A 25,678-nucleotide genomic window follows, 5' to 3' on the forward strand; every position below is an offset into this window, starting at 1 on the left:
GCCGCCCCCCCCCCCCCCCCCGGGGGGGGGGGCCCCCCCCCCCCCCCCCCCCCCCCCCCCGCCACGCTTTCCCTGACCATCGAGACCCGATCGGAGGGACACGTCCACCGTGTTCGACCTGTTTTCGAGGTATGACACCGAAATCCTCGAAGCCTTCTGGGTGACCATCGAACTGACCGTGCTGTCGGCTATCGGCGCGCTGATCCTCGGCACCGTGGTAGCCACACTGCGCGTATCCCCCGTGCCGATCGCACGCATGGTCGGCACCGCCTACGTCACCATCTTTCGCAACACTCCACTCACGCTGATCATCGTGTTCATGTCGCTCGGCCTCTACACAACGATGGGATGGCGGCTGGCGGGCGAAGGCCCGGACTCGCTGGCACAGAACAACTTCCGCTTCGCTGTCGTCGGTCTGAGCATCTACACCGCCGCGTTCGTCTGTGAATCATTGCGCGCGGGCATCAACACCGTGCCGATGGGCCAGTCCGAGGCAGGCCGCTCGCTCGGCTTCGGCTTTCTGCAGAATCTGCGACTGGTCGTCCTGCCACAGGCCTTTCGCGCGGTGATCGCTCCCTTGGGCAGTGTGCTGATCGCGCTGACCAAGAATTCCACTATCGCCTCGGCCATCGGCGTCGCCGAGGCAGCGACCCTGATGGCGAAAATGACCGAGACCGAGGCCGCGATTCTGGCGATCGGCACGATCTTCGCGCTCGGCTTCGTAGTCCTGACCCTGCCTACCGGCTTGTTCTTCGGCTGGCTGGCCAAGCGATACGAGGTGGCCCGATGAGTGCGAGTGCTTCGGTCCTGTTCGACGCGCCGGGCCCGAAGGCGCGGCGGCGCAACGCTGTCTACTCGGTGCTGGTCATGCTCGTTGTGGCCGCGGCGGTATGGACGCTCTATCGTGGCTTCGCCGATAAGGGGCAGTTCACCGCCGAGAAATGGAAGCCGTTCCTGGAGGCCGATGTCTGGTCGACCTATCTGCTCCCCGGCTTGCGTGGCACGATTGTCGCCGCACTGCTGTCGATCGTTTTCGCGATGGTCCTCGGTATGATCTTCGGTGTCCTGCGGCTGTCGGATCATCGGATCGTGCGCTGGACGGCGGGCACGATCGTCGAGGTGGCGCGCGCGATCCCCGTGCTGATCCTGATGATCTTCCTGTTCGCGGTGTTCTCCGACTACAACCTGTTCAAGTCCGATGACCTCGCGCTCGCCGCGGTGGTCACCGCGCTCACCATCTACAACGGCTCGGTCATCGCGGAAATCGTGCGGGCGGGCATCCGATCACTGCCCAAGGGGCAGACCGAGGCAGCCGTCGCGCTCGGTATGCGTAAGGGACAGCTGATGCGGCTGATCCTGCTGCCACAGGCCATCACGGCAATGTTGCCCGCGCTCATCTCGCAGATGGTGGTCGCGCTCAAGGACTCGGCGCTGGGCTATCAGATCACTTATGTGGAAATCGTACGCTCCGGACAACAGATCGGTGCGGCCGAGCAGAACACTGTCCCCTCGCTCATCGTTATCGCTGTCCTCATGATTGCCCTCAACAGCACGCTGACTCTGGTGGCAACCAAGCTGGAACAGCGGCTACGAACGCGCAAGCGCGGGAAGAAGAACGGCGACGCTGTTGCCGCGGCGGACTCCGTCGGCACCGATGCGGCGCCCGGCGTCGATATCGGCAAACCGTGACCGCCGCGCCGACCTCCGGTCGGCGCGGTGCGGTTCAGTCGATATACCCGGCGATATCGCCGGGTATATCGCGCTCGGCCAGGGCTGCCTCGACTACTCGGTAGATCATGTGCTGGGCGTAGCCACGCCGGGCGAGCATACCGGCGAGGCGGCGAAAAGCCCTGTCCCGGTCGAGGTCCCGGGGCAGGGAACGCAGCTTACGATGGATCAGCTCGGTGGCGCGGGCTTCCTCGTCGGCGGCGGTGATCGCGGCCAAGGCGGGCGCGGCATCCGACTGCGCGACACCTTTGCGCCGGAGTTCCCGAGCGAGTGCCTGCCTGCCCTTGCCGGAGAACCGGTGCCGGGAGTGCACCCACTGCTCCGCGAAGGCCGCATCATCCACGAGCCCCACTTCGGCCAAGCGATCGAGAGCCTGTTCGCTCACCTCGGGTGCGTACCCTTTGGTAGTCAGGCGTTGGACCAGTTCGGCGCGGCTGTACGCACGAACGCCGAGCAGGCGAAGACACACCCGCTTCGCCTGTTCGACTGTTCCGCCATCGGCATCCTCCGCACCGGAGTCCCCGATATCGGAAGCCGCCGATCGATCTATGGATCGTCCGGAGTCGATCGATGGAGTATTCGTGCGCTTACTCACTCCTCGACGCGGATGGGGCTCGGCCGAACGCGCCCGCTGCGGATCGAGCGCGTTCGGCCGAGCCCCTGGGACGTCCGGCGCAGCCGAATCAACTTCGACGCTCCGGACCAGCTCAGTTCCCTGTTCACCAGTCCGGTTCCCCGATGGCCGACCGGAGGCGGACAGAAGTTCTTCCAATCGAAGCCGCATCTCCCGTACCGGGTCGGATCGCGAGTCCTCGGATCTGCCTCGACCCGGCTCGGGCGAATGCCTGCTGTTCATCGGCTCAGAAATCAGCGGGGACCTCGCCGCCTCCATCAGCCGTCACATCGGCCCCGATACCGAGTTTCTCCTTGATCTTCTTCTCGATCTCGTCACGGACGTCGATATTCTCCAACAGGAACCTGCGGGCATTCTCCTTGCCCTGACCCAGCTGATCGCCCTCATAGGTGTACCAGGAGCCGGACTTGCGGATGAAGCCGTGCTCGACACCCATATCGATGAGCGAGCCCTCCTTGGAGATCCCGTGTCCGTAGAGGATGTCGAATTCCGCCTGTTTGAACGGCGGCGAGACTTTGTTCTTCACAACCTTGACGCGGGTACGGTTGCCCACCGCGTCGCTGCCGTCCTTGAGGGTCTCGATGCGGCGCACATCCAAACGCACCGAAGCGTAGAACTTCAATGCCTTACCGCCGGTGGTGGTCTCCGGCGAGCCGAACATCACGCCGATCTTCTCACGCAGCTGGTTGATGAAGATCGCGGTGGTTCCGGAGTTGTTCAGCGCGCTGGTCATCTTGCGCAGCGCCTGGCTCATCAGACGGGCCTGCAGACCGACATGGCTGTCGCCCATCTCACCTTCGATCTCGGCCCGCGGTACCAACGCGGCCACCGAGTCGATGACGATGATGTCGATGGCGCCGGAGCGCACCAGCATATCGGCGATCTCCAGCGCCTGTTCACCGGTATCGGGCTGGGAGACGAGCAGCGCGTCGGTATCGACGCCCAGCTTGCGGGCATAGTCCGGATCGAGGGCGTGCTCGGCATCGATGAACGCCGCCACCCCGCCCGCGGCCTGCGCATTGGCCACGGCGTGCAGGGCGACGGTGGTCTTACCCGAGGACTCCGGACCATAGATCTCGACGACACGGCCACGCGGCAGACCACCGATGCCAAGCGCCACGTCGAGCGCGATCGAACCAGTGGGGATCACCGAAACGGGCTGGCGCGCCTCCTCGCCGAGGCGCATGACAGCACCCTTGCCGAAGCTCTTCTCCACCTGGGCCAGCGCGAGCTCGAGCGCCTTGTCCCGGTCGTACGCCTGTGGTGCCATGTCCTGATCCCCTCTTCGACGGGTAAGTCTCGTTCTGTGGTTGGCGCCTACAGTAGAGCCCGGCACCGACAAGTTCTGGCGACAAGACTAGACGAACAGATGTTCGAGTCAAGCGACACACCCGGTCCCCGCACAGGGAACCGACCGGAGTGGCGGTAAGGAGCCGTGGCAGGCACCCGGCTCAGCACAACGCGCCGAGCAACCCGTAGTACTCCAGGCGACCCTCGTCCGGTTCGGCAATCCCATAGGCCGCGAAAAAAGCGGTGACCGCCACCTCGCCGAAATGATTGCGCAGATCGCGCGCGGCAGGCGCCAGATCGCGATAGCGGTCGGCCACGCCGAGCGCACCGACACCGAGGAGAATCCCACCCTCCAGAACGTTCCGCAGGGTGAAATCACCGTGCGCTACCACCAGATCCTCCTGGTCCGGACGCTGTGCCAGCAGGCGTGCGCAGGCCTCCGCCGGGGTCAGCCCCCAGCCGGCACGGTCGAAATCATCCGGATCCACCAGATCTTCGACCACACGACGCCGAGCTCGCGCCAAAGTCACATCGAGGCATCCATCGAAAGGGCACTCGGCGATCGGAATACTGTGCAGCCTGCGCAATACCGCACCCATGGCGGTACCTGCCGAGCCGGGCCGCGGCCCGCGGGAGCCCGCGAGCACCAGCACATCGTCTTCGAACGCCGCTACTTCCGGCAGCCGAATCCCCCGGCCGCGCAACCAGCTGAGCCGGTGATATTCGGCGAGCGCCCTCGGGCCGCGCTCCAGCCGATAGGTTCCCTCGACCGACCCGACACCACCACTGCCGTCCTCATCCTCGTTCGACGGGGCCGATGACGCACCGAGCACCGCGGCAACCGTCGGTGGCAACGGAATCGGCAGCTCACCGAGAGTCTCCAGAGCGGTACGGGTGGCTTCGATCTCCTCAGGGTCACCTTCGACGGCGCGCAGCCGCAGCGCTTCGATCAGCAATGTATGTGCCTCGGCGAGCCGATTGTCCTCGGCGAGCGCCTTACCCAGGTGCTGGACGGCGAACGGAAGCACTTCCGGCGCTGCTGTTCGGGCGTGCTCGACGGCACGGCGATACAGCGTCTCGGCGGTATCCGCATCACCGCGATAGTGGTAGACCTCACCGAGGTTGATCCACACGCTGATCCTGCGCTGTTCGGTATCCACCAGCTCCAGTGCGCGATCGAGATGATCCAGCGCCTCGTCATAGCGCCCGAGCAGCATCAGCTCGATACCGGTCTGCCGGAAGCTCACGAAATCGACCGGGTCGGCATGCGCCACCCTGGCGGTCAGCCGCCGCGGATCGCGCGGAATCATCCGCCTGCGCTCGTCGGCACCGGGCAGCGCACCGCCGGGAGCGACCCGCTCGGGAACGTTCACCAGCGCGCCCTCGGCACATCGAACTCCGCACATAGTGCGCGCCATACCTCTCGGGGATCGACACCGGCCGCTATGGCGGCGGAGCCGGTGCGTCCACCCAATGCGGGAATCACATGATCGGTCAGCAACGCATCACCTCGGACCACACCGAACTCGGTATGCAACAGTTCGTGGAACTCGGTCAACCGCACTGTGCCGAATGTACTCCCCTGCCACGCATCCCGAGGCCAGTGGCACACCATGAGCGGACTACCCGACAGACCGGGGCCGATAGTACTCGTCTGCTCCTGGTCAGGTGATCAGGGATGAGCGGACTGCAGCAACTGATGACAGAGGGCAACGGGATCCGGCAGGTCGGCCGGAATCGCGGCGGCTCGGGCAGCCTCGGTGTAGCCGGGGTCGGCGAGGATTCGCAGGACCGCCTCCCGCAAGGCAGCGGGCGATGGAGGACGTACGAAAATCGAGCTGCCTTGGCGAGCAGCGCGGTTGGCCAGTTCCCACTGATCGCCCCCGCCGGGGACAGTGACGATGGGGACGCCCGCGGACAAGGACTTGGCGAGCAGGCCATGCCCGCCACCACCGACGACAACCGAGGCGTGGGTCAGCAGTTCGTCCTGACGACCCAGCCCTGCCGTCGCCCATGGAGGCAGATCGGCAGGTGGGGTGGCCAACGTCGAGATCGCCACGCGAAGACCGGTTCCGTCCAGTGCCTCCAGGACCGTCTCCGCCATGCCCTCGACACCGATATGCGCGGTCGAAGGCGCGACCATGACCAGCGGGCCGTCGCCGGGCGGGAGTTCGAGGATCGTATCGGTCGGCTCCCATAGCAGCGGGCCGATGACATGGGCGGATTCCGGCCAATCCGGGCGCGGCACTTCGAGCGCGGGCAGTGTGGCGATCAAACGGGCGACAGGACCTGGATCGCGGGCCGGGAGACCGATGCTCACACGTGCCCGCTCTCGCTGACGGTGGCCGTGCCGAATGGCGCGGGCAGTCATCGCACGCAATACCCGGTCACGCAACCGCCCCCGCAATCCCTCGCCCGGCGCGAGCCCACTTCCGACGGGTGGCAATGCTTTCGACGGCAGGTACAACGGATGCGGGGACAGCTCCACCCACGGCACGCCCAGCCGCTCCGCGGCCATCCCGCCACCCGCGGTCAGTACATCGGAAACCACCAGCTCGGGCAACATGGCGCTCAGATCGGGCAGGATCTCGGTGGCGATGTGCGCGGCCCGCTCGTGGATGCGCTTGCCCGCATCCGAATCATCGTCCGCCGGCCGCGGCGCAAGGCCCTTCAGCCTGCGTACCCCGATTCCGGCCGCGAGTGCGGAGTCGAACCAGTGTGGCCCGGTGAACAGCACCGGCTCGTCACCGGCCGCCAGAAACCGCAAGCACAACGCTATAGCGGGAAAGGCATGCCCGGGATCGGGCCCCGCGACGACGGCGATTCGCACTCGTCCAGCCTGCCACACCGGTGTCGCGGCAGATCGCTCCCCCGCCGCGATGTGTCCGATACCCGGTGTGCGTCCCTGCGGTCATCCGGTGCTGTCACCGGTCGGTATACCTCCACCGCACCCTGCTATAACTTGTCCACCGTCGAGTTGCCCGAGCCCGACACCGCCTTGTACAGCAGATACAGCCCGAACACGATCGCGCTGATGACCAGGATCGGGAAAAGCCCCTCCAACAGTGCGCCGATGACCGCCAGTGCGATCCAGACGACTGCGACGATACCGATGATCTTCCACAACATTGCTGCCTCCCTCGGGTCGACGGGTGTTCTTCCGAGCATGGCACCTGAACCGGCACGGATCAGCAGGTGCGCGGCGATATCCGGGTGAAGATCAGGGTTCACCCCGATATCCCCACGGTGCGGCTATTCGGTGTGGGCCTGCGATGCGGTGCTTCCGCTGGGTCGGTCCGAGTTCATTCGGATCTACGTTCATTCGGATCTACGCGTCGGCGTACCGAGATCGATCTGTACCTGCCGGATCGGCTCGGCCTGTTGTTCGGGCCGGAATACGCACCGGGTCTTGGTATAGATGCTCGGCATGCACTCATTGCAGTGGGTGCAGGCCGAGCGCGTCCCTGGGTCGGATCGGATCCGGTGCAGCAGATTCGGCTCGCGCAGCAGTGCCCGGCCCATGGCCACGAAGTCGAAGCCTTCCGCCATCGCCAGCCGCATGGTGTCCAGATCGGTCACACCGCCGAGCAGGATCAGCGGCATCGACAGCTCCCGTCGGAACTGCCGCGCCCGCTCCAGCAGATATGCTTCCCGGTACGGATACTGCTTCAGAAACACCCGTCCTGCGATCCGGAACCCCCACCGAGCCGGAGGGGGAAGGACTTTCGCGAAAGCTCGCCTCGGCGCGTCACCGTGGAACAGCAGCATCGGGTTGAGCAGCGAACTGCCCGCGGTCAATTCCAGAGCGTCGCATGCGCCGTCCGCCTCCAGCCATACGGCCACCTGCAACGACTCTGGCACCGTCAATCCGCCCGGTACACCGTCTTCGGTGTTCAGCTTCGCCGTGACCGCAAGCCGATCACCTACTGCTTCCCGGACGGCGCAGGCGATTTCCCTGGCCAGTCGCGCTCGCTTGGCGGTCGAACCACCGTAACCGTCGGTGCGCCTGTTCAACAGCGGGCTCAGAAACGCACTCACCAAGTAGTTGTGACCGAAATGGATCTCGACCGCATCGAACCCCGATCGCTCGGCCAGCCGAGCGGCCTCGGCGTGCGCGGCGATGATCTGGCGGAGCTCGGTCGCATCAGGCACTTTGGTAAAGCGCATACCCAGCGGGCTGAATATCCGGCTCGGTGCCAGCGCGGCGACACCGTTGGAGGCCGCATTCGCCACCGGGCCCGCGTGGCCGATCTGCGCGCAGACCGCGGCACCTTCGGCATGTACAGCGTCGGTCAGCTTCCGTAGTCCCGGCACTGCCTCCGGCCGCATCCAGATCTGATGCCGGTCGGTTCGCCCGCCCGGCGCGACCGCGCAATAGGCGACCGTCGTCATCGCGACCCCACCCGCCGCCTGTTCCCGGTGGAATGCGATCAGATCATCGGTGACCAGCGCGTCAGGCGTCCGGCCCTCGAACGTCGCGGCCTTGATCACTCTATTGCGCAATATGATCGGCCCCAGCGCGGCTGGGGCGAATACCTCTGGTGGGTTCATGATCCGCCTTCCACCGGGGTGGTCGGTCCGGCCACCATGACATCGCGCAGCGCGGCAAGTGAAACACGTATCGAACGACGATTCAATCATCGATCGAAATATCGGACGCGGCCATACCGTTTCCCACCTTCCCCTGATCAACCACTACCACCCCACCGAATAACCGGCGAACGAACCGGTGCCGAACGCCCAGTGGTGGCGCTACCGACCTCGCCGCACAGAGCCCTTAAGGTGGGATGGCAGTCGATACCGATGGAGAAAAGTGCTGTTTGTGCTATCTCGCCTGCTCACCCGTCTGGGTCTGTTGCGGCGCTGGGCGACGCCGATCGCGATCATCGTCTTCGTCTTCGTCACCAGCTGGCCGCTACTGGCCTTGGCCGAGCCTGCAGGCAGCGAACTGGTACAACCGGCCAATTACTGGTGGTACTTCGTGGTCACCGCGTCCACGGTGGGGTACGGCGACTTGTATCCGCAGACCGGAATGGGTCATGTCGTTGGCTGTTACGTGATTGTCGGTGGCATCGTGACGCTGACCACGGTATTCACCAAGCTGGCGACAATACTGGAGGCCACGAAAGGACGCTATATGCGAGGAGCGATCACCACCTCCGCCGCCGGGCATACCGTTGTGCTCGGCTACTGTCCCGGCCGCACCGAACGGATCATCGGTGAGGTGCTGGCAGACACCAGCCAGCGAATAGTGCTGTGCGCATGGGACGAGGTAGGCACCCACCCGATACCGGAACAGCGCGAGGTGGAATTCGTCCGCGGAGAGCTCACCGACAAGGACGTGCTGCGGCGCGCCGGTACCCACCGGGCGCATACGGTGCTGGTCGACGCTCGCGACGACAACGAGGCGTTGGCGATCGCGGTGATGGTCGCCAACCTCAACGACACCGCGCATATCGTCGTCTCGCTTCGTGATCTGGCCCGCGCCGATCTGGTCGGGCATGTGGACAGCCGTATCCGATGTGTGCAGTGGCATGCGCCGCGGATGATCACCGAGGAACTGACCTCACCCGGCATCACCGAGGTCTACGCCGAACTGATGACCCATGGCGGCGCCAACACCTATTCGGTCGCCTTACCGGAAGCGGTCGGCACGGTGACGATGGAGCAGTGCCGGATCGCGCTCGGCAGGCAACACGGCGCGACTGTGCTGGCGATCCGATCGGGTGATGAGCTCATGGTCAACCCGGACTGGCGCACCACATTGGCACCAGGCAGCACGCTGTACTACATCGCCCCTCAGCGTTTGACGAACGAACAAATCCAGCTGGCCCTGCACTGAGCCGAGACAGTACGGTGCGCTCGACCGAACTGTGATCACCGGATCGAGACCTCCGACCGTGTTATCCGCCTGCGCGTGCGCACCGTGCGGTGTAGCGTCGGGAACTGTGTCCGCACCACCGCGTCGGTATGCGATCGAAGCAGGTCACAGCTGCGAGGGCAGAAGGATCGGCCACAGAAGCACCGATGCGTCGTGACCGCGGTCCACGCTGGCGATACCTGACCTCGACGGCTACGGACCGGAGCCGATGGATCAGCACCTGTTGAGCTCGGACGTCGATACCACGTCGACGCCCGTACCAGCGGCAGCGCTGCGCGCTCTCGGCGCGGCCTCGATCCGGTTCTTCACCGCGCACGGCGAGACCGATATCCTGCGCATCGCCGCGGAGTCGGTGGCGGCTGTCGGAAGCTGCCGGGCACTGGGCTGCTACCGATCGGCCACAGGCAACTATCCGCTCTGCCCATCGCGGCAAGCTCCCCCGACCGACCTCGACGCACAGCTACGCACGCAGCACGGGGAAGGCCGCATCCGACTACCCGGCCTGCGCTGGGGATGGGCGTTTCCCTTACGTAGCCGCTCGGACACCATGGACACGCTGGTCATCGGCGCCGAGCATGAGCCGTCGCCTGAGGAAATTCTTGTGCTCAGAGTACTTGCCCAGCTCACGGGCACCGCACTGGCAGACATCGCACCGGATGAACAGACCGTCGCTTGCGCCATCGGTCCGGCTACTATCGGCGAGCAACGTCCCGCCACCGTGCTGTCGCTCGAACACCACGCTCGCGTGCGCCTGGCTCGCAGGCCCGATCTCACCGAGACCGAACCGCAGGTATGTCAAGAGCTGCTCGAAGCCCTGCTCTCGGGTATCGACAACGACAGTGCTTTCACCCGCGCCGAGGCACTGGGCCACGACTTACACGGTGAGCATTACGTAGTACTCGTCCACGGCGACGACAGCGCGATAACCGGTGCGGTCAGCGCGGCGGCAGCCGAGCTCGGGCTACACGTCATCCAGGGGCGCTATGCGGATACGGTGGTCCTGATCACCGACCGGCGTCCCGACCCAGGCGCGGTGGACCACGCCATCCGTGCGCACCTCGGCACCACTCCGGTGGTCGTCGGTGTCAGTGGCCGCTGTGCGCAACCAAGTGATCTCGTCCGATGCTTCGACGAGGCGCGCCACGCGATCGATATCCGGCTACGGTTGACCGATAGCCCGCCGGCAGCAGACAAACTGGGCTTCTATCGTCTGATCACCGCTGCCCGAGCCAATGGTCACGTAGAACGGTTCATCCGCGAGTGGCTCGGTACCCTGCTCGACTATGACCGCGCCCGCCGCGCCGAACTGGTGCATACGCTGAGCCAGTATCTCGAATGCGGCGGCAATTACGATGCCTCCGCTGCCGCATTACATATTCACCGAAGCACCCTGCGCTACCGCTTGGGACGAATTCGCGAACTCACCGGATTCGATCTACGCGATGTCAGCACCCGGTTCAACCTGCATGCCGCGACACTCGCATGGCAATTCCTGTCGGCAGACTGCACCACCAGCCCCCGAGAGCTGATCAGCACTCTCCGGAGTGATCCACAGCGACCTCGGTCGCGAGCCTGATTCCCGGTCCCTGGCGCGCCGCGCGCTACGGCACGAGCCGGAACAGGTTCTACCCGGTGAGCTCATCCGGCGAGGGTGTGCGCAGCCGGAACCCGCACACCCTTGCCTACTGATGTCGACGAACCCGGTCGCACCTGTTGCCTACGTCCGGTGTGACAGGTCCGGACGACCGTCAAGACTGCGGACGTCCGGGTTCCCGCACTTCTTCGGCGAGCCTTTCTTGATATGGAATACCCAGGTCGGCCGAGTCGACGTACGTATCAGTGATGGAGTTGCGCTCGATGCGCATCCGGTCTCCGGAAGCAGGCATCCTGAGCCTCTCACCTTCACGCTCCGGGGACCCGCCCAGCCGTACCGTACCGATGTCATCGTGCTCCGCATCGCTGTCCCAGTGCTTCTGCGAGTGCATCGTCCTGGTATCGGCGCGCTTGTGCGGATCCGACAGCGGATGCCTGCCATGGTCGGCCCATGCGGGCTGATCGGGATCGATCTGATAATGATCGAACAGTTCTTGCTCTGCCTGCGGACTGATCTGCCCGGCACGATCCAGCTGCGGAGCGGTCTTCACCGCGTCCTTCGCCACCTTCACCTGCAATGTGGCCGAGTCGGTGCGATGCTCGGCTCCGGCCAACGGAACCAACGCATCGGGACTGAACAGGCCCGTTGACACCGCGACCCAGGTAGGTAACCCGGAATTGTTGTCGACATAGACCCGTTTGACCTTGCCGATCTTGGCGCCTCCCGGATCGTAGACGGAGCTACCGATGAGCATTTCCAGCATTTCGGTCATGGTTTTCCTCCGCAGTTCGTTCGGTGCGATGCGCAGCCCGACAGAACGCGGCTGTACACCGCGAGCTGAAAGCGATTCAGTCGCTTGTCGATGGCTCGGTTTCCGCTGCCCCGGCGACGACGTGCTGTGCGCTGTGCTCTCGGCGCGCCGGGTCCTCAGTGGATTCACGCGCCAGATACTTGCTGACGTCCAGCTGCTGCGTGTCTTGGTCGAGCAGCAATCGACGGTAGGAAACATCAAGCATGACGTACTCCTGCCCTGTAGTGCATGTTCCCGGCCCACACCGGGTCGAGTCGATCAGCTACAGGATGGCAACTACCCCCGAACACCGAAGGCAAACCGCGATAACCCCAATTCGGAGCAGTGGACAGCGAGAGCCATCCTTCAATAGCTATTTTTTGGCTATCTAATGCTCCGACGGCTCGTGATCGGTGCGGTGCCCGTGCTCCAGCAGGACCAGTCCCTCCGGTTTGCTGGTGAACCGGAAAAATTTGCCGCTGTGCCCGACTTCGCCGTCCATGGCCAGTGAGACCGGCGGACCGGACACCCGCACATCCAGATGGGCGACCTGACGGTGTACGTAGGTGGAGGAGTAAGCCAAGGTGCCGGTGAAGGCCGCGAAAATCAGCCGTAACCGTGAGAACGGCACATCCGCGCGCAGGTAACGAACATCCAAGGTCCCGCCACGCAGGTCCGGGCGCGACATCGGGACCTGGTCAGCGGGCCGATACGCGCCGTTTCCGAGAAACAACATCCACAGCGCGGTGCGGTTCTCATCCACGATGACACGCACCGGCTGAGCGCGGAACAAGACACGGGCCATGGCGATTCCCGCCGCGGGCCACTTACCGATGCGATGTTCCCAGTGCTCGCGGATGCGCACGAAATCGGGATAGCCGCCGAGGCTGGCGGTATTGACGAAGATCTGTTCATCGGCATCGTCGAAGCTCACCTCGGCAACGTCGACGCGGACCGCCGCGCCGGTCTCCAACGCGGCGAAGGTCGGCTCCGGATCCGCCACACCGGAGTCTCTGGCGAAATGATTCAGTGTGCCGCCCGCGAAAACCGCCAGCGGCACGCGGTGACGCACCGCGTACTCGGCCACGGCGGACACTGTTCCGTCGCCACCGACTACACCGAGCACGCTGATATCCGCACGCCGTACCCTCGCCTCCACCTGCGCCTCGACATCTTCCGAGCTGTCGAGCTCCAGCACCTCGGCAGCGGGCAACCGCTCGCGCAGAGCGGAAAGCAGGTCCGCACCATTACCCGCCCCCGCCCGCGGGTTGACGATCAGCAGCAATCCGGCGCCGCCGGGTAGCGGATCGATCTGTTCGGCGGCGCCGAGTGCGGCGGGTTCATCATCGCGTACCGCCCACCACCGCCGGGTGAGCAGCGCGACCGTGCCACCGAACAAAGCACCCGCGAACACATCCGAGGGCCAGTGCACCCCGATATGCACCCGCGAATAGCAGACCGCGGCGGCGACAGGAGCCACCACCGCGGCCGCGACAGGGGACTCCACTGCCAGCCCCACGGTAAAAGCAGCGGCAGAGGCCGAGTGCCCGGACGGAAACGACGATGACGACGGAGCAGCGACCAGCCTGCGCACAAACGGAACAGACTCGTCGGGCGGACGACGACGCGGGAACAGCGGCTTGGCTATACCATTGGCCGTCCCGCTGGCCAGGCTCAGCGCCAACAGGCCGCGTACCGCGCCGCGCCGCGCCGGACCTTCTGTGGTAACGAACAGCACCGCACCGATCGCGAGCCACAACCGATTCTTGTCGGCCGTGGTGCTCAGACCCTTCAACACTCGATCCATAGGAGTGGGCCGGATCCGGGCACTGCGATCGACCAGCCAGCGATCCACGCTGCTCGCTGTACCAGCGACTCGCCCACCACCGTATCCACGAGCCGGGAGGAACCGCATTGCCAAAGCCTACCGATTACCCGAGCAGAACTGCGTTCGGTCCGGTCGATTCCTTTCCGGCATACCTGGATCGCACTCGCCCGCAGGCAATGCCACATATAAGCCATGCTGCTGATCAATGCGCGAATGTACTCTGTTCTAGAACACACAGTGGTGTCGAGCGGCACACGGAAGGGACGATCGATCGATGCGGCCATACTATTCAGTAGGTAGTCATGCACCGAAACGCGTATAACGGCCAGGACTTGATGCAGCACACCAACGAGTTGGCACAAGAGCTCGCAGCGTCGGCACGGCGACACGGCACAGCGATTGCGGGGATCGTCGGTTCCGCCGCACGCAAAACGTCCTGGGAGATGCTGGATCTCGTGGCCGAGAGCCGTGAACTGGTAGGTGCGGCATTCCGAGCCAAGGTCGAGGAACTGCGCCGCCACGACCGATCGGAGTGAAGCGGAACGGTCAGATCGATGACCGCGCCGCGACCGCCGACCGGTCGGCGACCTCGGTGAGCGCCTGCGCCCAACCGTCCAGCCGATCCGAGGCGTGCCGGAGATCAGCGACGATAGTGTCGAAGTTGTACCGCACTACGACATTTTCCGGAATCGCGAGCACCCGGCCCGCCGCCGCGACAATATGCTCGTACTCGGCAACCCCGGTATCGAGCCGGTCCAGCACATACCGCAAATTCTCGGTAAATGCCACCGCCGAAGGTGAATTCGAGCGCTCCACCGCAGCGAGCCCCTGCTCCATCGCAACGATATCGGCGGCGAGCGCATGCAGCGCCGCCGCTCCCGAAGCGGCCGTCTCCAGCATGTCGGCCAATTCATGCTCCGGCAGCCTGCACGAGCGAGCGATCTGCACCCCCAATCCGTGTAATGCCTTCTCCGCCCGGATCAACCGCGCGATCGGCGGCCGGGCGTTCGACCACAGCGGCGGCTGTTTGCGCGGCATGAACGCCGCCTGTGGCAGCGGCGCGCCCCGCAACCGCAGATAACGACGGGTACTGAACGCAGCACCGGTCACGAACGCGACAGCGCCGCCACCTACCATGATCAGGGCCCATACCGGTGCCGAAACAACGACGAGCCCAACAGTTCCCACAGTGGTGAGGCCGGAGGCCGCGCCGAGTTGAAAACTACGGCGGCGAGCCCTACGGCGACGGCGCAATTCTCGTTCCCGCGGATCGGCCCAGCGCCGTACCGCGACCAACGCGTTCTCCCCTGCTTCACGAAGACTGTCCGGCACGCTGCCAGGGCGCGGCGCGAGCGCCGCCTGTGCCCGGATCATCGCCGACCCTGGCGAACGCCCGGTTTCGAGGCGTCGCTCACGAAAAATACTGCCGCTCATGCTTTCTCTCCCACGCGTCACGCACCTGGATCGGGCCGGAACCCGACGTGCCGACGAGCGACCTGCCCGACCTCTGCCGCCATATCGTTCAGTAGATCAGCCTCCACCGACACATCCTGGTCGTGCTCGCGCCCGCACTACTGCTGTGCGGCCTGTCCCTTGTTCATCTGTGGCTGTGCCGGATCGGCCTGTGCCTGCTCCAGAGTCGGCTGAGCGCCACCGGTAGGCAATTGGTCACCGCGCATGGACGCCCGGATCTGCTCGAGCTTGCTGTGCCCGGCCATCTGGATGCTGGCCTGCTGTACCTCGAGCATGCGGCCCTGTACCGAGTTCTGCGCGAGCTCGGCGGAACCGAGCGCATTGGCGTACCGGCGCTCGATCTTCTCCCGCACCGCGTCCAAACTCGGCGTACTACCCGGTGCGGACAACGTCGAATCCATCTGCTGCAGCGACGCGGAGACCTGCTCCTGCATCTTGGCCTGCTCCAGCTGGCTGAGCAGCTTGGTACGCTCGGCGACCTTCTGCTGCAGCAACATGGCGTTCTGCTCTACGGCTTTCTTCGCCTGGGCAGCCGCTTGCAACGACTGGTCGTGCAGCACCTTCAGGTCCTCGACGGACTGCTCGGCGGTGACCAACTGCGCGGCGAACGCCTCCGCGGCATTGGTGTACTGGATGGCCTTACCCGTATCACCCGCCGTAGTGGCCTGATCGGCGAGCACAACGGCCTGACGCGCATTGGCGTTGAGTTTCTCGACCTCGTCCAGTTGCCGGTTCAGCTTCATCTCCAGCTGACGCTGGTTGCCGATGACCGACGCGGCTTGCTGCGAAAGAGCCTGGTGCTGCCGCTGAGCTTCCTCGATAGCCTGCTGAATCTGAACCTTCGGATCCGCGTGCTCCTCGATCTTGGAATCGAAGAGGGCCATCAGGTACTTCCAGGCCTTGACGAACGGATTAGCCATCGATTGATCCCGCCTCCATCTGACATGCCGCGCTCCGGCGCGACTCCCGTGCGCGACTGTCACCCACAGGATATGTGCCTATCCTCCACCATGCGGCACCAGAACCGGGCGAACCCGGCCCAACAGACGCCTACGGAGAATCTATCCGCTTTCCGCCCCGGCCCGCAGCGTTGCTATGGCAACCACGGCGCGTTCCCGGTCACACATCCTTCACCAGGACCAGTGTGTCCGATCTCGGCGCGGGAATAACGATTCTGGTGTCCTCGGCCAGCGACAGCGCTTGTCGAGCCGCGTCCCGCGCCGGCTCGGCGGTGGACTCCGCAGGCGCGACGGCGGCGTCCGCGGGCACACCGGCGGACCGTCCGTCCGTATCCGCCATGACCGTGCTCACGTCCCACAGCACCCGCGACAACGGCAGATCCAGCGCCTCGCAGATGGCGGCGAGCAACTCACTAGAGGCTTCCTTACGACCCCGCTCCACCTCGGAGAGATACCCCAAGCTCACCCGCGCCGACGTGGACACCTCACGCAGTGTCCGGTGCTGGGCGAGACGCGCACGCCGCAGACTGTCCCCGATCGCCTCTCGCAGCAGCGTCATCTCGTTCTCCTTCGCTCCCGGTCGCCGGGCCGACGCGATTCGTGACCCCACGCATGCCGTCTTTCCCCCACAACGTCGGAACCGGGCCGATTGGTTCCCGCCGCAGTATCTCGAGCACTCGCCCCTGCGTTACCGACCGGACCTGCCTCCGCCTTTCTCACATGCTCCGACCTTTCCCACATGCTCGAGCAATGCGCGCACTGCCGCATGTACCGTGCCGATTCTGATCGTCCACCGGTCGCCGGGTAGCTGCAACCGCATCACCTCGGCAACCCCTGGTCCGGCGATACCGAGGAAGACGGTGCCCACCGGATACCCATCCTGCGAGTCGGGGCCCGCGACCCCGGTCAGCCCGACGCCCCAGTCCGCACCACATCTGGTGCGAGCGCCTACGGCCAATTGCCCGGCGGTGCTCGCGGCCACCGGGCCTTCGGCAACAAGCGTCCCGGCGTCCACATCCGCGAGACTGCGTTTGAGATCCGTGGCGTACACGATCAGCCCACCGCGCAATACAGCACTGGCCCCAGGGACGCCCGCGACAGTGGCGGCGAGTAGTCCGGCGGTCAGCGACTCCGCGGTAGCCATAGTTTGCTGTGCAGTAGCCAACGCCTGCACAAGCTCGGCGGCAGGCACGCGGGCGACGAGTGGATCGCTCATCGGCCACGAACCAGGCCCGACCCACCCGCGAACCACACCCTGGCCGCCTGGCCCACGTAGTCCAGCCCGGTGGCAACGGTCAGCGCAACGGCCAGATACATCATCCCCATTCCGACCTCGGTGTACGTGCCCGACAACGGCAGCAACAGCATGGCGACAGCCAACGATTGCACCAATGTCTTGAGCTTTCCTCCACGCCCGGCGGGAATCACCCCACGCCGTGCCACTACCAGCCGCAACAGCGTGATACCGATCTCCCGCCCGCAGATGACGATCGTGATCCACCAGGGCAGATCGCCGAGCACGGATAAGCCGATCACCGCCGATCCGATCAGCGCCTTATCCGCGATGGGGTCGGCGAGCTTACCGAAATCGGTGACGAGACCGTATTTGCGTGCCAGTTGCCCGTCGAACCGATCGGTGATCGAGGCGAGGGCGAACAGCGAGACAGCGGCAATCCGCCAGCTGGTCTGATGACCACCACCCATGAAGAGCGCGACAATGAACAAGGGCACGATCGCGATACGCAGCATGGTGAGTACATTCGCGATGTTCAGCAACGGCGCCCCGGCCTCCGCCCTGGCGATCGCGAAATCGGGGCGGATCGGGGCCGCCTGCGCACTCCAGGGACGATCCGCCTCATCCGGCTGCACGCTCATGCTGTATCTCCTGCCGCACGAGCGGAGCCCTCCGTGGTGACGCTACGCTGCCGCCTCCGGGCCTGACCGCTCATGCTGTATCTCCCGCCGCACGAGCGGAGCCCTCCGTGGTCACGCCGCACTGCCGCCTCCGGGCCTGACCATACCCACCCCTTCCTGGCCTGCGGTCGGCTGAGTCATAGCCGCCTCATCATCCCAGCGCGATGCGGTGAGGGGAAGCGGGTGGATCTGCGGCACACGTTCAGACTATCGGTAACCGGGCAAGCTACTGTGCACCCCATGACTTCTCGGGGACCACTAGATGGTTCGACAAGTGATGCGCGCTTCGGCGCGGCAGCAGCCGCGCAGACCCCCGTCGCGGTGGTTCGACGCGCGCGCACTTCCGATGTGCCCACGATCAAGGGCCTGGTCGATGCCTACGCAGGCCGCATTCTACTGGAGAAGAGCCTGGTCACACTCTATGAAGCGGTCCAGGAGTTCTGGGTCGCCGAACTGGACGGGCGTGTCGTCGGCTGCGGCGCGTTGCACGTACTGTGGGCCGACCTCGGTGAGGTGCGTACCATCGCGGTCCATCCGGATGTCAAGGGCACCGGTGTGGGCAAGCTCATCGTGCAGCGACTGATCGAAGTAGCTCGCCACCTCGAGCTGCGGCGGCTGTTCGTGCTGACCTTCGAAGTGGAGTTCTTCAGCAGGCACGGATTCACCGAGATCGACGGCACCCCGGTCACTGCTGAGGTCTACGCGGAAATGTGCCGCTCCTACGACACCGGTGTGGCGGAGTTCCTCGATCTGAGCTTTGTGAAACCCAATACCCTCGGCAACACTCGAATGCTGCTGACACTCTGAGTCCACTCCACCAGGAAGCGACCTCATGCCGATCTTCGCCGTGCACTACCGTTACTCCGAGGCCACCGGCCAGGGCCGCGACAGGCACCGACCCGAGCACCGAGCCTGGCTTGCCGATCTGCTCGGGTCCGGCACATTGCTGTCCAGCGGACCGTACCCGGACGGGTCCGGCGCACTGCTCATCTTCCAGGCGGAGCGCGCGACCCAGCTGGCGGATCTACTCACCGAGGACCCGTTCGCCGAACAAGGACTGATCGACGAGGTCCGCACCGTCGAATGGACTCCGGTGCTGGGCGCCTTCACGTCCCGAGCTGCTGACACCGTACACAACTAAGCGTCTGTATCACCCCTTATCACCACCATGTCCGAAATTACGGACAAAAGTGAAATATGTGCGGTTAAGATTGGCTCGGCTGTTCGGGTGCGACCGAGCAGCGACGATACGTGAACCGGGGGACGGGCTCGTCCACGCACTCGACGGGCCGACCGAATCCCGGTGCAAGCGAAAGGAAATCCCCATGGACGGTGTCGATATCGGCGCCCTGGTCGCCCAGATTCTCGAGTTCCTCAGCGGCGGCTCTTCCATCGACTACACGCCGGGCGCCTGAGCGCGACCGCGAAAGGAATTCAGACCATGAACACCGGAAGCGCGGGCTTCACCGCACTACTCCAAGCTTTGGCCGATGCGATCAGCAACGGCTCCTCCATCTCGGTAAACCCCGGGCTCATCTCGGTAACCTCCGGGCTGTGAGAATAGGGCGGGGCCGGCGTACAGCCGGCTCCGCCCTATTCATCGAAAGACCTACCCCCTCGAGATCTCCCTTCGAGGCATATCCATCGAATCGGACTCAGGAAGCAGTGGCGTGCCCTCCTCCTGGCCGAATGAGCAGTTCACCCCTTCGACTGCATCGATCGCGGTCACAACGATTTCTCGAGACCACTACCAGCCCCTTCGGTGGACTGATCCGGCGAGGCGCCGGCAGGGGAAACAGTGCCCGCCCCCTCCTGGTTCGCATCAGACCCGTCTGAATTCCGAGTGGCGATCAGGGACCAGACGATGGACACGGTGATCGTGGCGGTGATGACGCCGAGCGTGAGCGGGATGGGCAGTTTGCCGACCGGCGTTTCGGACAGGATCAGCTTGACACCCGCGAAGGCGAGCAAGACCGCAAGACCGTAGTGCAGGTAGACGAAGCGGCGCAGTAGGCCGGAAAGGCAGAAGTACAGACTGCGCAGACCAAGGACAGCGAAGGCATTGGCGGTCCACACCAAGAAGGTGTCGGTGGTGATGGCGAGGATCGCGGCGACCGAGTCCACCGCGAAGAGCAAGTCGGTGGCCTCCACCGCGATCAACGCTACGAACAGCAGGGTAGCCACCCGCCGGCCATTGATCTTGACGAAGAACTTGTCACCGTGGAAGCGAGCATCGGTCGGGATGACTTTCGTCACCAAGCGGACCACGATGTTGCGATCGGGGTGGACCTCTTCATCCTTCGAAACGGCCATCTTGTAGCCGGTCCAGATCAGGAACGCGCCGAAAATATAGGCGGTCCAGAAGAACAGCTGCAATAGCTCGGCGCCGACGAAGATGAACACCAGCCGGGCGGCCAACGCTCCGATGACCCCCCAGAACAGCACCTTGTGCTGGTAGGCGTCCGGAACGGCGAAGAAGGAGAAGACCAGCGCGAAGACGAAGACGTTGTCGACAGACAGCGCCTTTTCGATCAGATACCCGGCGTAGTAGGTGGAGGCCACGTCACCGCCCTGCCACACCAGCAGAACCAGCCCGAAGGCGAGACCGATGGCGATCCAGATACCGCTCCACATCGCCGCTTCACGGAAACCGATCACATGGTTGTCGCGATGGGCGATCAGATCGATGGCGAGCATGACGGCGATCACGAGGATAATCGCGGCCCATACCCACAACGGGACGGTGGACGACAGCTCATTCATTGGCAATCGACTTTCCTGGATGAGAACCGGGGGTCCACAGGGGGCCGCACCGGACCGGAGCCCGTTGCCGCCCCTTTCTGGGTGGGCCGAGCGTGGCCCGAGGGTGTACCCAGCTTCCCCGATCCCCGTATATACGTCAATATTTACGCGAAAAATTTTTCACCATTAGACGTGAAGTTGAACATACGAACCCCTGTTCGTATAATTGATTCGATGAGCACGTCCTCCTCCCGTGGCGATCACTGGACTTTTCTGACCAACCACGCACGGGTTCTGCTGCGCATCGCCGACGATCCCGATGTGCGCCTGCGCGATGTCGCCACGGGCGTCGGCATCACCGAACGAGCCGTCCAGCTCATCGTCGCGGACCTCGAAGCCGCCGGGTATCTCACCCGCACCAGAGTGGGCCGCCGCAACCGCTACACCATCGACCCCACCGTCGCCCTGCGCCATCCCGCCGAAGCCGACCATCCCGTCGGCGATCTCATCACCGCTTTCCTCCACCGCGAACACATCCCCACCGCTTCCGCGCCGCCCCAGCGCAACTGAGCTGTACGCCCGTCTTCGGCCGAACTCTTCGGCGCGAGAGGGACCGGGAGCCACATACTGGGCCATCCGATTCCGGGCGCGAAAGAACTTCGGGCACGAGAGAACCGAACCGCACCGCGAGACAACCACCCGTAATGACGCATTCACTATGGAAATGTGATGCACAACACCAGACTCGGATGTTACTTTCTTTCGAAACGAGCGAAGATCACGGAAGGGCGGAGACGATGACCTGGTCGGTGCGGCGGCAGGGATCGCCGAGCGACGCTCGGCAGTCACGTGCCCTAACCGTGCTATCCACCTCATCCGCCCACGCGAGGCGAATGGTACGGAGCGGCCCCTGAACGTGTCCTGGGCAGACCACGCGGAAGGGGGTTACTCCACGACGATGCGCAGCGGCTCGCAGCGAATCTCCACGGAGTAGCCCCTTTTTCGTATCGGCTGGAATGCGCCTCGGACCGAGGAGAACACCTGCCCACCGAACAGGTGGCCGGAGATCAGGGTCCTGCCGTCGACAACGGACATCGCGAACGCGAATCCAACCGATCCCTCGTAGCCCAATCGGTAGAGGCGCCGGATCTAGACTCCGGGAGATGCGAGTTCGAATCTCGCCGAGGGAACCACGCGGTACCCGATCACTCCGGTGACTCGGCCGGGTCACCACCCCGAATCGACCACAGCAACCCCTCCAGCTCATCGGGTTTGACGAGTACGTCCCTAGCTTTGGAGCCTTCGCTCGGGCCGACCACACCCCGCGTTTCCATAAGATCCATCAACCGTCCTGCCTTCGCGAAGCCGACACGGAGCTTGCGCTGCAGCATGGAGGTGGACCCGAACTGCGAGGACACCACCAGTTCCACCGCTTGTAAGAAAACATCGAGATCATCACCTATATCGGGATCGACGTCCTTCTTCTCGCCTGCCTTGGCCGCGGTCACCCCCTCCCGGTAGTCGGGCTCGGCCTGGTTCTTGGTGAAGTCGACGACGCCGTGGATCTCCTCGTCGCTGATGAACGCACCCTGTAGCCGAGTCGGCTTACCCGCGCCCATCGGCAGGAACAATCCGTCGCCCATGCCGATCAGTTTCTCTGCGCCGGGCTGATCGAGAATCACCCGGGAGTCGGTCAGCGACGAAGTGGCGAAAGCCAGCCGGGAAGGCACATTAGTCTTGATCAGACCGGTCACCACATCCACCGACGGCCGCTGAGTGGCCAGCACCAGATGAATACCCGCCGCACGGGCCTTCTGTGTGATGCGCACAATGGCATCTTCCACATCGCGTGGCGCGGTCATCATCAGATCGGCCAGCTCATCGACAATAGCCACGATATACGGATAGGGCCGATACACCCGTTCGCTGCCCAACGGCGCGGTGATCGCACCCGACTTCACCTTCTTGTTGAAGTCGTCGATGTGCCGAACCTTATTGGCTTGCATGTCCTGGTAGCGCTGCTCCATTTCCTCGACCAACCAAGCCAGCGCGGCCGCGGCCTTCTTCGGCTGTGTGATGATCGGCGTGATCAGGTGTGGAATGCCTTCGTAGGGTGTCAGTTCCACCATCTTCGGGTCGATCAGGATCATCCGGACCTCGTCCGGTGTCGCCCGCTGCAGCAACGACACCAGCATCGAGTTCACGAAACTCGACTTACCCGAACCGGTGGAGCCCGCGACAAGCAGATGTGGCATCTTGGCCAGATTCGCCGAGACGAACTCGCCCTCGATATTCTTCCCGAGGCCGATCACCAACGGATGATGGTCGTTGCGGGTGGCCGGTGCCTTGAGTACATCGGCCAATCTGACCAGTTCACGGTCGGCATTGGGCACCTCGATACCGACGGCGGACTTACCAGGGATCGGCGCGAGCAACCGGACATTCTCGGTGGCCACCGCATAAGCGATGTTGCGAGCCAGCGCGGTGATCTTCTCCACCTTCACGCCGGGCCCGAGTTCGACCTCGTATCGGGTCACGGTCGGACCGCGCACGAAACCGGTGACCGCCGCGTCGATCTTGAACTGCACCAACACCTCGGTGATCGCCTCGATCATCGACTCATTGGCAGCGCTGCGCTTCTTGGGTGGGTCGCCGTCGGTGAGCAACGACAGCGGCGGTAGTGCGTAATCACCTTCGACTTCACGATCGGCGACGAACTCCAACTGTTGCGGTGGCGGAGTCTGGTCCTCGACCGCTACGGCCGGACGCTTCGGCTTCGGCTTCGGCTTCGGTTGCTGCGGTGGTGGCGCGGCCTGCTCTCCGACCGCGATCGGCTTGGCATCTCGTAGCGGCGGTTCACCGAGCATTTCGGTGGCCGCCTCGGGATCGCCGAATTCGTCGGGCGGATAATTCTCGGCAGGTGTACGACCGCGCCGCCCAGCGCTCGAGCGATGCAGTGGGAAACCGTCGGCGTCGTAGCCGGCCGAATCGTAATCCTGGTATTCGCCGTAGGTACCGCCACCACGGTGGGCGCCGAGGTACCGCCGCACCGTGGCCGGCACCTCGCGCACGGTTGTCCCTGTCATGAGCAGCACACCGAAAACGATGGTCAGCAACAGGATCGGGACCGACAACCAGGCGGTAAGACCGTCGGTCAGCGGGCCACCCGCTACCACACCGACGAACCCGGCGGCGCGGGAACGACCGGACGCGTCGGTCGGGGCACCTGCCGCGATATGCCACAGGCCGAGTACCGGCAAACCGATCAGCAGGCCACCGAGGACCAGCCGGGGCCGGATCTCCGGGCGTGGTTCGGTGCGCATCAGCACGACGGCGATCCCGGACGCCACAAACGGCAGCCCGCCGGAAGCCGATCCGGATATCGCGCGAATGATGTCTTCCACCCAATGCCCGACCGGGCCACCCGCCGACCACCACACCGCCGCCGCGATCACGGCGCTGAGCGCGATCAGAGCCAATGCGATGCCATCACGCCGATGTCCGTGTTCGATCTCCTTGGCCCGGCTCAATGCCCTGGTGCTCGCGCCGAGCCCGCGGGCGAGCACCGTCCAACCGGTAGCGATGGTGCGCCCGATCACCGGCAGCGGCGCGGTATTCGAGGGGCGACGTACCGGAGGCCGGGTCGGTGTGGCGCGTTTGCGTGGCTTCGCTGTCGTACGGGATGTGGCCGCACGAGGTGTGGCCGTGCGCGACCGCGCTGTGGTAGTTCTCCCCCGCGCCGATCCCGCCCGCGCCCGAGTCGTCGTGGTGCTGCGGGACTTACCTGCCATGGCCCCCAGGCTAGCCGCAATCACCCCATCCGGACCATCCGCAACACTGGTATCGCTGGCCTCAGCGGTACGGTACGGCGGTTACCGCAGGTAGATTGCTGCCTTGTTCCGATTCCGGAGTATGCGGGCACCGCGGATCACGAAGAGCGGCAACAAGGCCGATCATCCGCAGGCGCGAGAATATCCGGTGCCGAAACCCTTCCCCGCGCGGATCGACGGATCAGATGGAGCGGTCGAGGCCGAGCACCGCGCGCACCGCCTCGGGGGAGCCGGTGGCCTCCAACCGGACCTCGTCCCGGCCGAAGGCATGCAACAGCAATTCCGAGGGCATCCCGGTCAGCGTAACGGCGGAGCCGGATACCGAGCGCGCCATGACATGCCTGCCGTCCGGGGTCGCCAGCTCGACGGCGACCGGTGCCTTGCGGTACGCCATCGACCCCATTCTGCGCACCAGCGACCACAACGCGTCCTCATCGGCCTCGGCCAATTCGCGTGGTTGCCAACCGGGTTCGGCACGGCGCACATCCTCGTGATGGACGAACATCTCCGCGCGATTGGCTATCGCGTCGATCGGCCGCAGTGGCGACCACCATGGTGGACCGGTGCGCACCTGCTCCAACAGCGAAGGAAACGGTTTACTCGCCGCTTTGGCCTGGACCCGGTCGAGATATCCGGCGAAGGGCGACAACAGGATGCCCGGCGCGGCATCCGGCCGCCGTTCCCGAACCACCAGATGCGCGGCCAGATCTCGCACCGTCCAGGCACCACACAGTGTCGGCGCATCCGGTCCCGCGACGCGCATCGCTTCGACAAGCCCTCGACGTTCCCGCTGCGCCATCGTCATCCCTCGAACATACCGGCCATCCGAGCGGGCCGCCGCACAACACAACGCGCATCGCGAACACCTCTCGCGCATCCGCGCTGCGTGGCCTGCTTCCGCTGCCGCGGGAACAGCAGGCGATCACCCAACGCGGAACGCAACGCCGTTGTTCCTCCGCCCGATTCATCAGGCCCGAGCACACCGACGCAGGCGTACTGCGACCAGCGCCGGTGG

At 64.7% G+C, this 25,678-nt stretch carries 27 protein-coding genes and 1 tRNA gene; 9 read left to right on the forward strand and 19 right to left on the reverse strand.

Features of this window, described 5'->3' with window-relative positions; translation table 11 throughout:
- The first annotated feature begins 109 nt into the window (after positions 1-109).
- Both ACL02S_RS12140 and ACL02S_RS12145 read left to right on the forward strand, forming a co-directional pair.
- Positions 110-790 (forward strand): amino acid ABC transporter permease, encoded by a 681-nt coding sequence (locus tag ACL02S_RS12140; RefSeq protein WP_412802488.1) that lies wholly within the window; start codon positions 110-112, stop codon positions 788-790.
- Complete coding sequence (locus ACL02S_RS12145) at positions 787-1,689, forward strand: amino acid ABC transporter permease (RefSeq protein ID WP_412802489.1); 903 nt, start codon at positions 787-789, stop codon at positions 1,687-1,689. Before ACL02S_RS12140 ends, ACL02S_RS12145 begins: the two co-directional genes overlap by 4 nt.
- 34 nt (positions 1,690-1,723) lie before the next feature.
- On the opposite strand, the gene recX is transcribed toward ACL02S_RS12145, so the two are convergent.
- The 7 genes from recX to ACL02S_RS12180 form a co-directional block, all read right to left on the reverse strand.
- Positions 1,724-2,278 (reverse strand): recombination regulator RecX, encoded by a 555-nt coding sequence (gene recX / locus ACL02S_RS12150; RefSeq protein ID WP_412802775.1) that lies wholly within the window; start codon positions 2,276-2,278, stop codon positions 1,724-1,726.
- A gap of 310 nt (positions 2,279-2,588) precedes the next feature.
- Positions 2,589-3,632, reverse strand: a complete 1,044-nt coding sequence (gene recA, locus ACL02S_RS12155; protein ID WP_412802490.1) for a recombinase RecA — start codon at positions 3,630-3,632, stop codon at positions 2,589-2,591.
- 181 nt (positions 3,633-3,813) lie between these two features.
- Positions 3,814-5,025 (reverse strand): aminoglycoside 3'-phosphotransferase, encoded by a 1,212-nt coding sequence (locus ACL02S_RS12160; protein WP_412802491.1) that lies wholly within the window; start codon positions 5,023-5,025, stop codon positions 3,814-3,816.
- On the reverse strand, positions 5,022-5,216 hold the full coding sequence (locus tag ACL02S_RS12165; RefSeq protein WP_412802492.1) for a DUF3046 domain-containing protein: 195 nt from the start codon (positions 5,214-5,216) through the stop codon (positions 5,022-5,024). The genes ACL02S_RS12160 and ACL02S_RS12165 overlap by 4 nt, the downstream gene beginning before the upstream one ends.
- A 108-nt stretch (positions 5,217-5,324) precedes the next feature.
- Positions 5,325-6,482, reverse strand: coding sequence for a glycosyltransferase (locus ACL02S_RS12170; RefSeq protein WP_412802493.1), 1,158 nt, complete (start codon positions 6,480-6,482; stop codon positions 5,325-5,327).
- A 125-nt stretch (positions 6,483-6,607) separates the two neighbouring features.
- On the reverse strand, positions 6,608-6,883 hold the full coding sequence (locus tag ACL02S_RS12175) for a hypothetical protein (RefSeq protein WP_412802811.1): 276 nt from the start codon (positions 6,881-6,883) through the stop codon (positions 6,608-6,610).
- Between the two features lie 87 nt (positions 6,884-6,970).
- Positions 6,971-8,203, reverse strand: a complete 1,233-nt coding sequence (locus tag ACL02S_RS12180; protein WP_412802494.1) for an NADH:flavin oxidoreductase — start codon at positions 8,201-8,203, stop codon at positions 6,971-6,973.
- Positions 8,204-8,465: 262 nt separating this feature from the next.
- Here ACL02S_RS12180 and ACL02S_RS12185 point away from each other — a divergent pair, with 262 nt between their 5' ends.
- Both ACL02S_RS12185 and ACL02S_RS12190 read left to right on the forward strand, forming a co-directional pair.
- Positions 8,466-9,494 (forward strand): ion channel, encoded by a 1,029-nt coding sequence (locus tag ACL02S_RS12185; RefSeq protein WP_412802495.1) that lies wholly within the window; start codon positions 8,466-8,468, stop codon positions 9,492-9,494.
- Between the two features lie 247 nt (positions 9,495-9,741).
- Entirely contained in the window at positions 9,742-11,109 is a 1,368-nt protein-coding gene (locus ACL02S_RS12190; protein ID WP_412802496.1) for a PucR family transcriptional regulator, read from the forward strand.
- A gap of 172 nt (positions 11,110-11,281) precedes the next feature.
- On the opposite strand, the gene ACL02S_RS12195 is transcribed toward ACL02S_RS12190, so the two are convergent.
- From ACL02S_RS12195 to ACL02S_RS12205, 3 genes are all read right to left on the reverse strand, one after another.
- Positions 11,282-11,899: a PRC-barrel domain-containing protein gene (locus ACL02S_RS12195; RefSeq protein WP_412802497.1), complete on the reverse strand. Its 618-nt coding sequence runs from the start codon at positions 11,897-11,899 to the stop codon at positions 11,282-11,284.
- A gap of 76 nt (positions 11,900-11,975) precedes the next feature.
- Positions 11,976-12,143, reverse strand: a complete 168-nt coding sequence (locus ACL02S_RS12200; protein WP_412802498.1) for a hypothetical protein — start codon at positions 12,141-12,143, stop codon at positions 11,976-11,978.
- A gap of 162 nt (positions 12,144-12,305) precedes the next feature.
- Positions 12,306-13,724, reverse strand: a complete 1,419-nt coding sequence (locus ACL02S_RS12205; RefSeq protein ID WP_412802776.1) for a bifunctional phosphatase PAP2/diacylglycerol kinase family protein — start codon at positions 13,722-13,724, stop codon at positions 12,306-12,308.
- A 323-nt stretch (positions 13,725-14,047) separates the two neighbouring features.
- On the opposite strand from ACL02S_RS12205, the gene ACL02S_RS12210 reads away from it, so the two are divergent.
- Entirely contained in the window at positions 14,048-14,281 is a 234-nt protein-coding gene (locus ACL02S_RS12210) for a hypothetical protein (RefSeq protein ID WP_412802499.1), read from the forward strand.
- A 10-nt stretch (positions 14,282-14,291) separates the two neighbouring features.
- Here the strand turns inward: ACL02S_RS12210 and pspM are convergent, their stop codons facing one another.
- The 5 genes from pspM to pgsA all read right to left on the reverse strand — a co-directional run bounded on the left by pspM (position 14,292) and on the right by pgsA (position 18,052).
- Entirely contained in the window at positions 14,292-15,179 is an 888-nt protein-coding gene (pspM, locus tag ACL02S_RS12215; RefSeq protein ID WP_412802500.1) for a phage shock envelope stress response protein PspM, read from the reverse strand.
- A gap of 137 nt (positions 15,180-15,316) precedes the next feature.
- Complete coding sequence (gene pspA, locus ACL02S_RS12220) at positions 15,317-16,138, reverse strand: phage shock protein PspA (protein WP_412802501.1); 822 nt, start codon at positions 16,136-16,138, stop codon at positions 15,317-15,319.
- A gap of 199 nt (positions 16,139-16,337) precedes the next feature.
- The gene (locus ACL02S_RS12225) at positions 16,338-16,736 is read right to left on the reverse strand and encodes a helix-turn-helix domain-containing protein (RefSeq protein WP_412802502.1); all 399 of its coding nucleotides are present in this window, start codon (positions 16,734-16,736) and stop codon (positions 16,338-16,340) included.
- A gap of 129 nt (positions 16,737-16,865) precedes the next feature.
- Entirely contained in the window at positions 16,866-17,393 is a 528-nt protein-coding gene (locus tag ACL02S_RS12230; protein WP_412802503.1) for a CinA family protein, read from the reverse strand.
- Positions 17,390-18,052, reverse strand: a complete 663-nt coding sequence (pgsA, locus tag ACL02S_RS12235; protein ID WP_412802504.1) for a CDP-diacylglycerol--glycerol-3-phosphate 3-phosphatidyltransferase — start codon at positions 18,050-18,052, stop codon at positions 17,390-17,392. Before pgsA ends, ACL02S_RS12230 begins: the two co-directional genes overlap by 4 nt.
- 279 nt (positions 18,053-18,331) lie before the next feature.
- Between pgsA and ACL02S_RS12240 the strand changes: the two genes are divergently transcribed.
- Complete coding sequence (locus tag ACL02S_RS12240; protein WP_412802505.1) at positions 18,332-18,898, forward strand: amino-acid N-acetyltransferase; 567 nt, start codon at positions 18,332-18,334, stop codon at positions 18,896-18,898.
- Between the two features lie 25 nt (positions 18,899-18,923).
- Positions 18,924-19,232 carry a YciI family protein gene (locus tag ACL02S_RS12245; protein ID WP_412802506.1) on the forward strand — a complete coding sequence of 103 codons (309 nt, stop codon included), beginning with the start codon at positions 18,924-18,926 and terminating at the stop codon, positions 19,230-19,232.
- A gap of 584 nt (positions 19,233-19,816) precedes the next feature.
- On the opposite strand, the gene ACL02S_RS12250 is transcribed toward ACL02S_RS12245, so the two are convergent.
- Positions 19,817-20,854, reverse strand: a complete 1,038-nt coding sequence (locus ACL02S_RS12250; protein ID WP_412802777.1) for a TerC family protein — start codon at positions 20,852-20,854, stop codon at positions 19,817-19,819.
- A gap of 213 nt (positions 20,855-21,067) precedes the next feature.
- Between ACL02S_RS12250 and ACL02S_RS12255 the strand changes: the two genes are divergently transcribed.
- A complete protein-coding gene (locus ACL02S_RS12255; protein ID WP_412802507.1) occupies positions 21,068-21,403 on the forward strand; it encodes a helix-turn-helix transcriptional regulator in 336 nt (111 codons plus the stop codon).
- 375 nt (positions 21,404-21,778) lie between these two features.
- Here the strand turns inward: ACL02S_RS12255 and ACL02S_RS12260 are convergent, their stop codons facing one another.
- Entirely contained in the window at positions 21,779-21,928 is a 150-nt protein-coding gene (locus ACL02S_RS12260; RefSeq protein WP_412802508.1) for a hypothetical protein, read from the reverse strand.
- Between the two features lie 21 nt (positions 21,929-21,949).
- Between ACL02S_RS12260 and ACL02S_RS12265 the strand changes: the two genes are divergently transcribed.
- A tRNA-Leu gene (locus tag ACL02S_RS12265) sits at positions 21,950-22,026 on the forward strand.
- 12 nt (positions 22,027-22,038) lie between these two features.
- On the opposite strand, the gene ACL02S_RS12270 is transcribed toward ACL02S_RS12265, so the two are convergent.
- On the reverse strand, positions 22,039-24,624 hold the full coding sequence (locus ACL02S_RS12270) for a DNA translocase FtsK (RefSeq protein ID WP_412802509.1): 2,586 nt from the start codon (positions 24,622-24,624) through the stop codon (positions 22,039-22,041).
- A gap of 220 nt (positions 24,625-24,844) precedes the next feature.
- Complete coding sequence (locus tag ACL02S_RS12275) at positions 24,845-25,468, reverse strand: TIGR03085 family metal-binding protein (RefSeq protein ID WP_412802510.1); 624 nt, start codon at positions 25,466-25,468, stop codon at positions 24,845-24,847.
- Between the last annotated feature and the right edge of the window lie 210 nt (positions 25,469-25,678).

The organism is Nocardia spongicola (assembly GCF_047200775.1).
Taxonomy (GTDB): Bacteria; Actinomycetota; Actinomycetes; order Mycobacteriales; family Mycobacteriaceae; genus Nocardia.

Bases quoted from the DNA above. Each gene is read 5' to 3' on its own strand.
- ACL02S_RS12180 (WP_412802494.1), bottom strand. From the start codon at position 8,203: ATGAACCCACCAGAGGTATTCGCCCCAGCCGCGCTGGGGCCGATCATA.
- ACL02S_RS12225 (WP_412802502.1), bottom strand. From the start codon at position 16,736: ATGACGCTGCTGCGAGAGGCGATCGGGGACAGTCTGCGGCGTGCGCGT.
- ACL02S_RS12245 (WP_412802506.1), top strand. From the start codon at position 18,924: ATGCCGATCTTCGCCGTGCACTACCGTTACTCCGAGGCCACCGGCCAG.
- ACL02S_RS12205 (WP_412802776.1), bottom strand. From the start codon at position 13,724: ATGGATCGAGTGTTGAAGGGTCTGAGCACCACGGCCGACAAGAATCGG.
- ACL02S_RS12250 (WP_412802777.1), bottom strand. From the start codon at position 20,854: ATGAATGAGCTGTCGTCCACCGTCCCGTTGTGGGTATGGGCCGCGATT.
- ACL02S_RS12230 (WP_412802503.1), bottom strand. From the start codon at position 17,393: ATGAGCGATCCACTCGTCGCCCGCGTGCCTGCCGCCGAGCTTGTGCAG.
- pgsA (WP_412802504.1), bottom strand. From the start codon at position 18,052: ATGAGCGTGCAGCCGGATGAGGCGGATCGTCCCTGGAGTGCGCAGGCG.
- ACL02S_RS12195 (WP_412802497.1), bottom strand. From the start codon at position 11,899: ATGACCGAAATGCTGGAAATGCTCATCGGTAGCTCCGTCTACGATCCG.
- ACL02S_RS12260 (WP_412802508.1), bottom strand. From the start codon at position 21,928: ATGTCCGTTGTCGACGGCAGGACCCTGATCTCCGGCCACCTGTTCGGT.
- pspA (WP_412802501.1), bottom strand. From the start codon at position 16,138: ATGGCTAATCCGTTCGTCAAGGCCTGGAAGTACCTGATGGCCCTCTTC.
- ACL02S_RS12270 (WP_412802509.1), bottom strand. From the start codon at position 24,624: ATGGCAGGTAAGTCCCGCAGCACCACGACGACTCGGGCGCGGGCGGGA.
- ACL02S_RS12240 (WP_412802505.1), top strand. From the start codon at position 18,332: ATGACTTCTCGGGGACCACTAGATGGTTCGACAAGTGATGCGCGCTTC.
- pspM (WP_412802500.1), bottom strand. From the start codon at position 15,179: ATGAGCGGCAGTATTTTTCGTGAGCGACGCCTCGAAACCGGGCGTTCG.
- ACL02S_RS12275 (WP_412802510.1), bottom strand. From the start codon at position 25,468: ATGACGATGGCGCAGCGGGAACGTCGAGGGCTTGTCGAAGCGATGCGC.
- ACL02S_RS12255 (WP_412802507.1), top strand. From the start codon at position 21,068: ATGAGCACGTCCTCCTCCCGTGGCGATCACTGGACTTTTCTGACCAAC.
- recA (WP_412802490.1), bottom strand. From the start codon at position 3,632: ATGGCACCACAGGCGTACGACCGGGACAAGGCGCTCGAGCTCGCGCTG.
- ACL02S_RS12200 (WP_412802498.1), bottom strand. From the start codon at position 12,143: ATGCTTGATGTTTCCTACCGTCGATTGCTGCTCGACCAAGACACGCAG.
- ACL02S_RS12210 (WP_412802499.1), top strand. From the start codon at position 14,048: ATGCACCGAAACGCGTATAACGGCCAGGACTTGATGCAGCACACCAAC.
- ACL02S_RS12145 (WP_412802489.1), top strand. From the start codon at position 787: ATGAGTGCGAGTGCTTCGGTCCTGTTCGACGCGCCGGGCCCGAAGGCG.
- ACL02S_RS12190 (WP_412802496.1), top strand. From the start codon at position 9,742: ATGGATCAGCACCTGTTGAGCTCGGACGTCGATACCACGTCGACGCCC.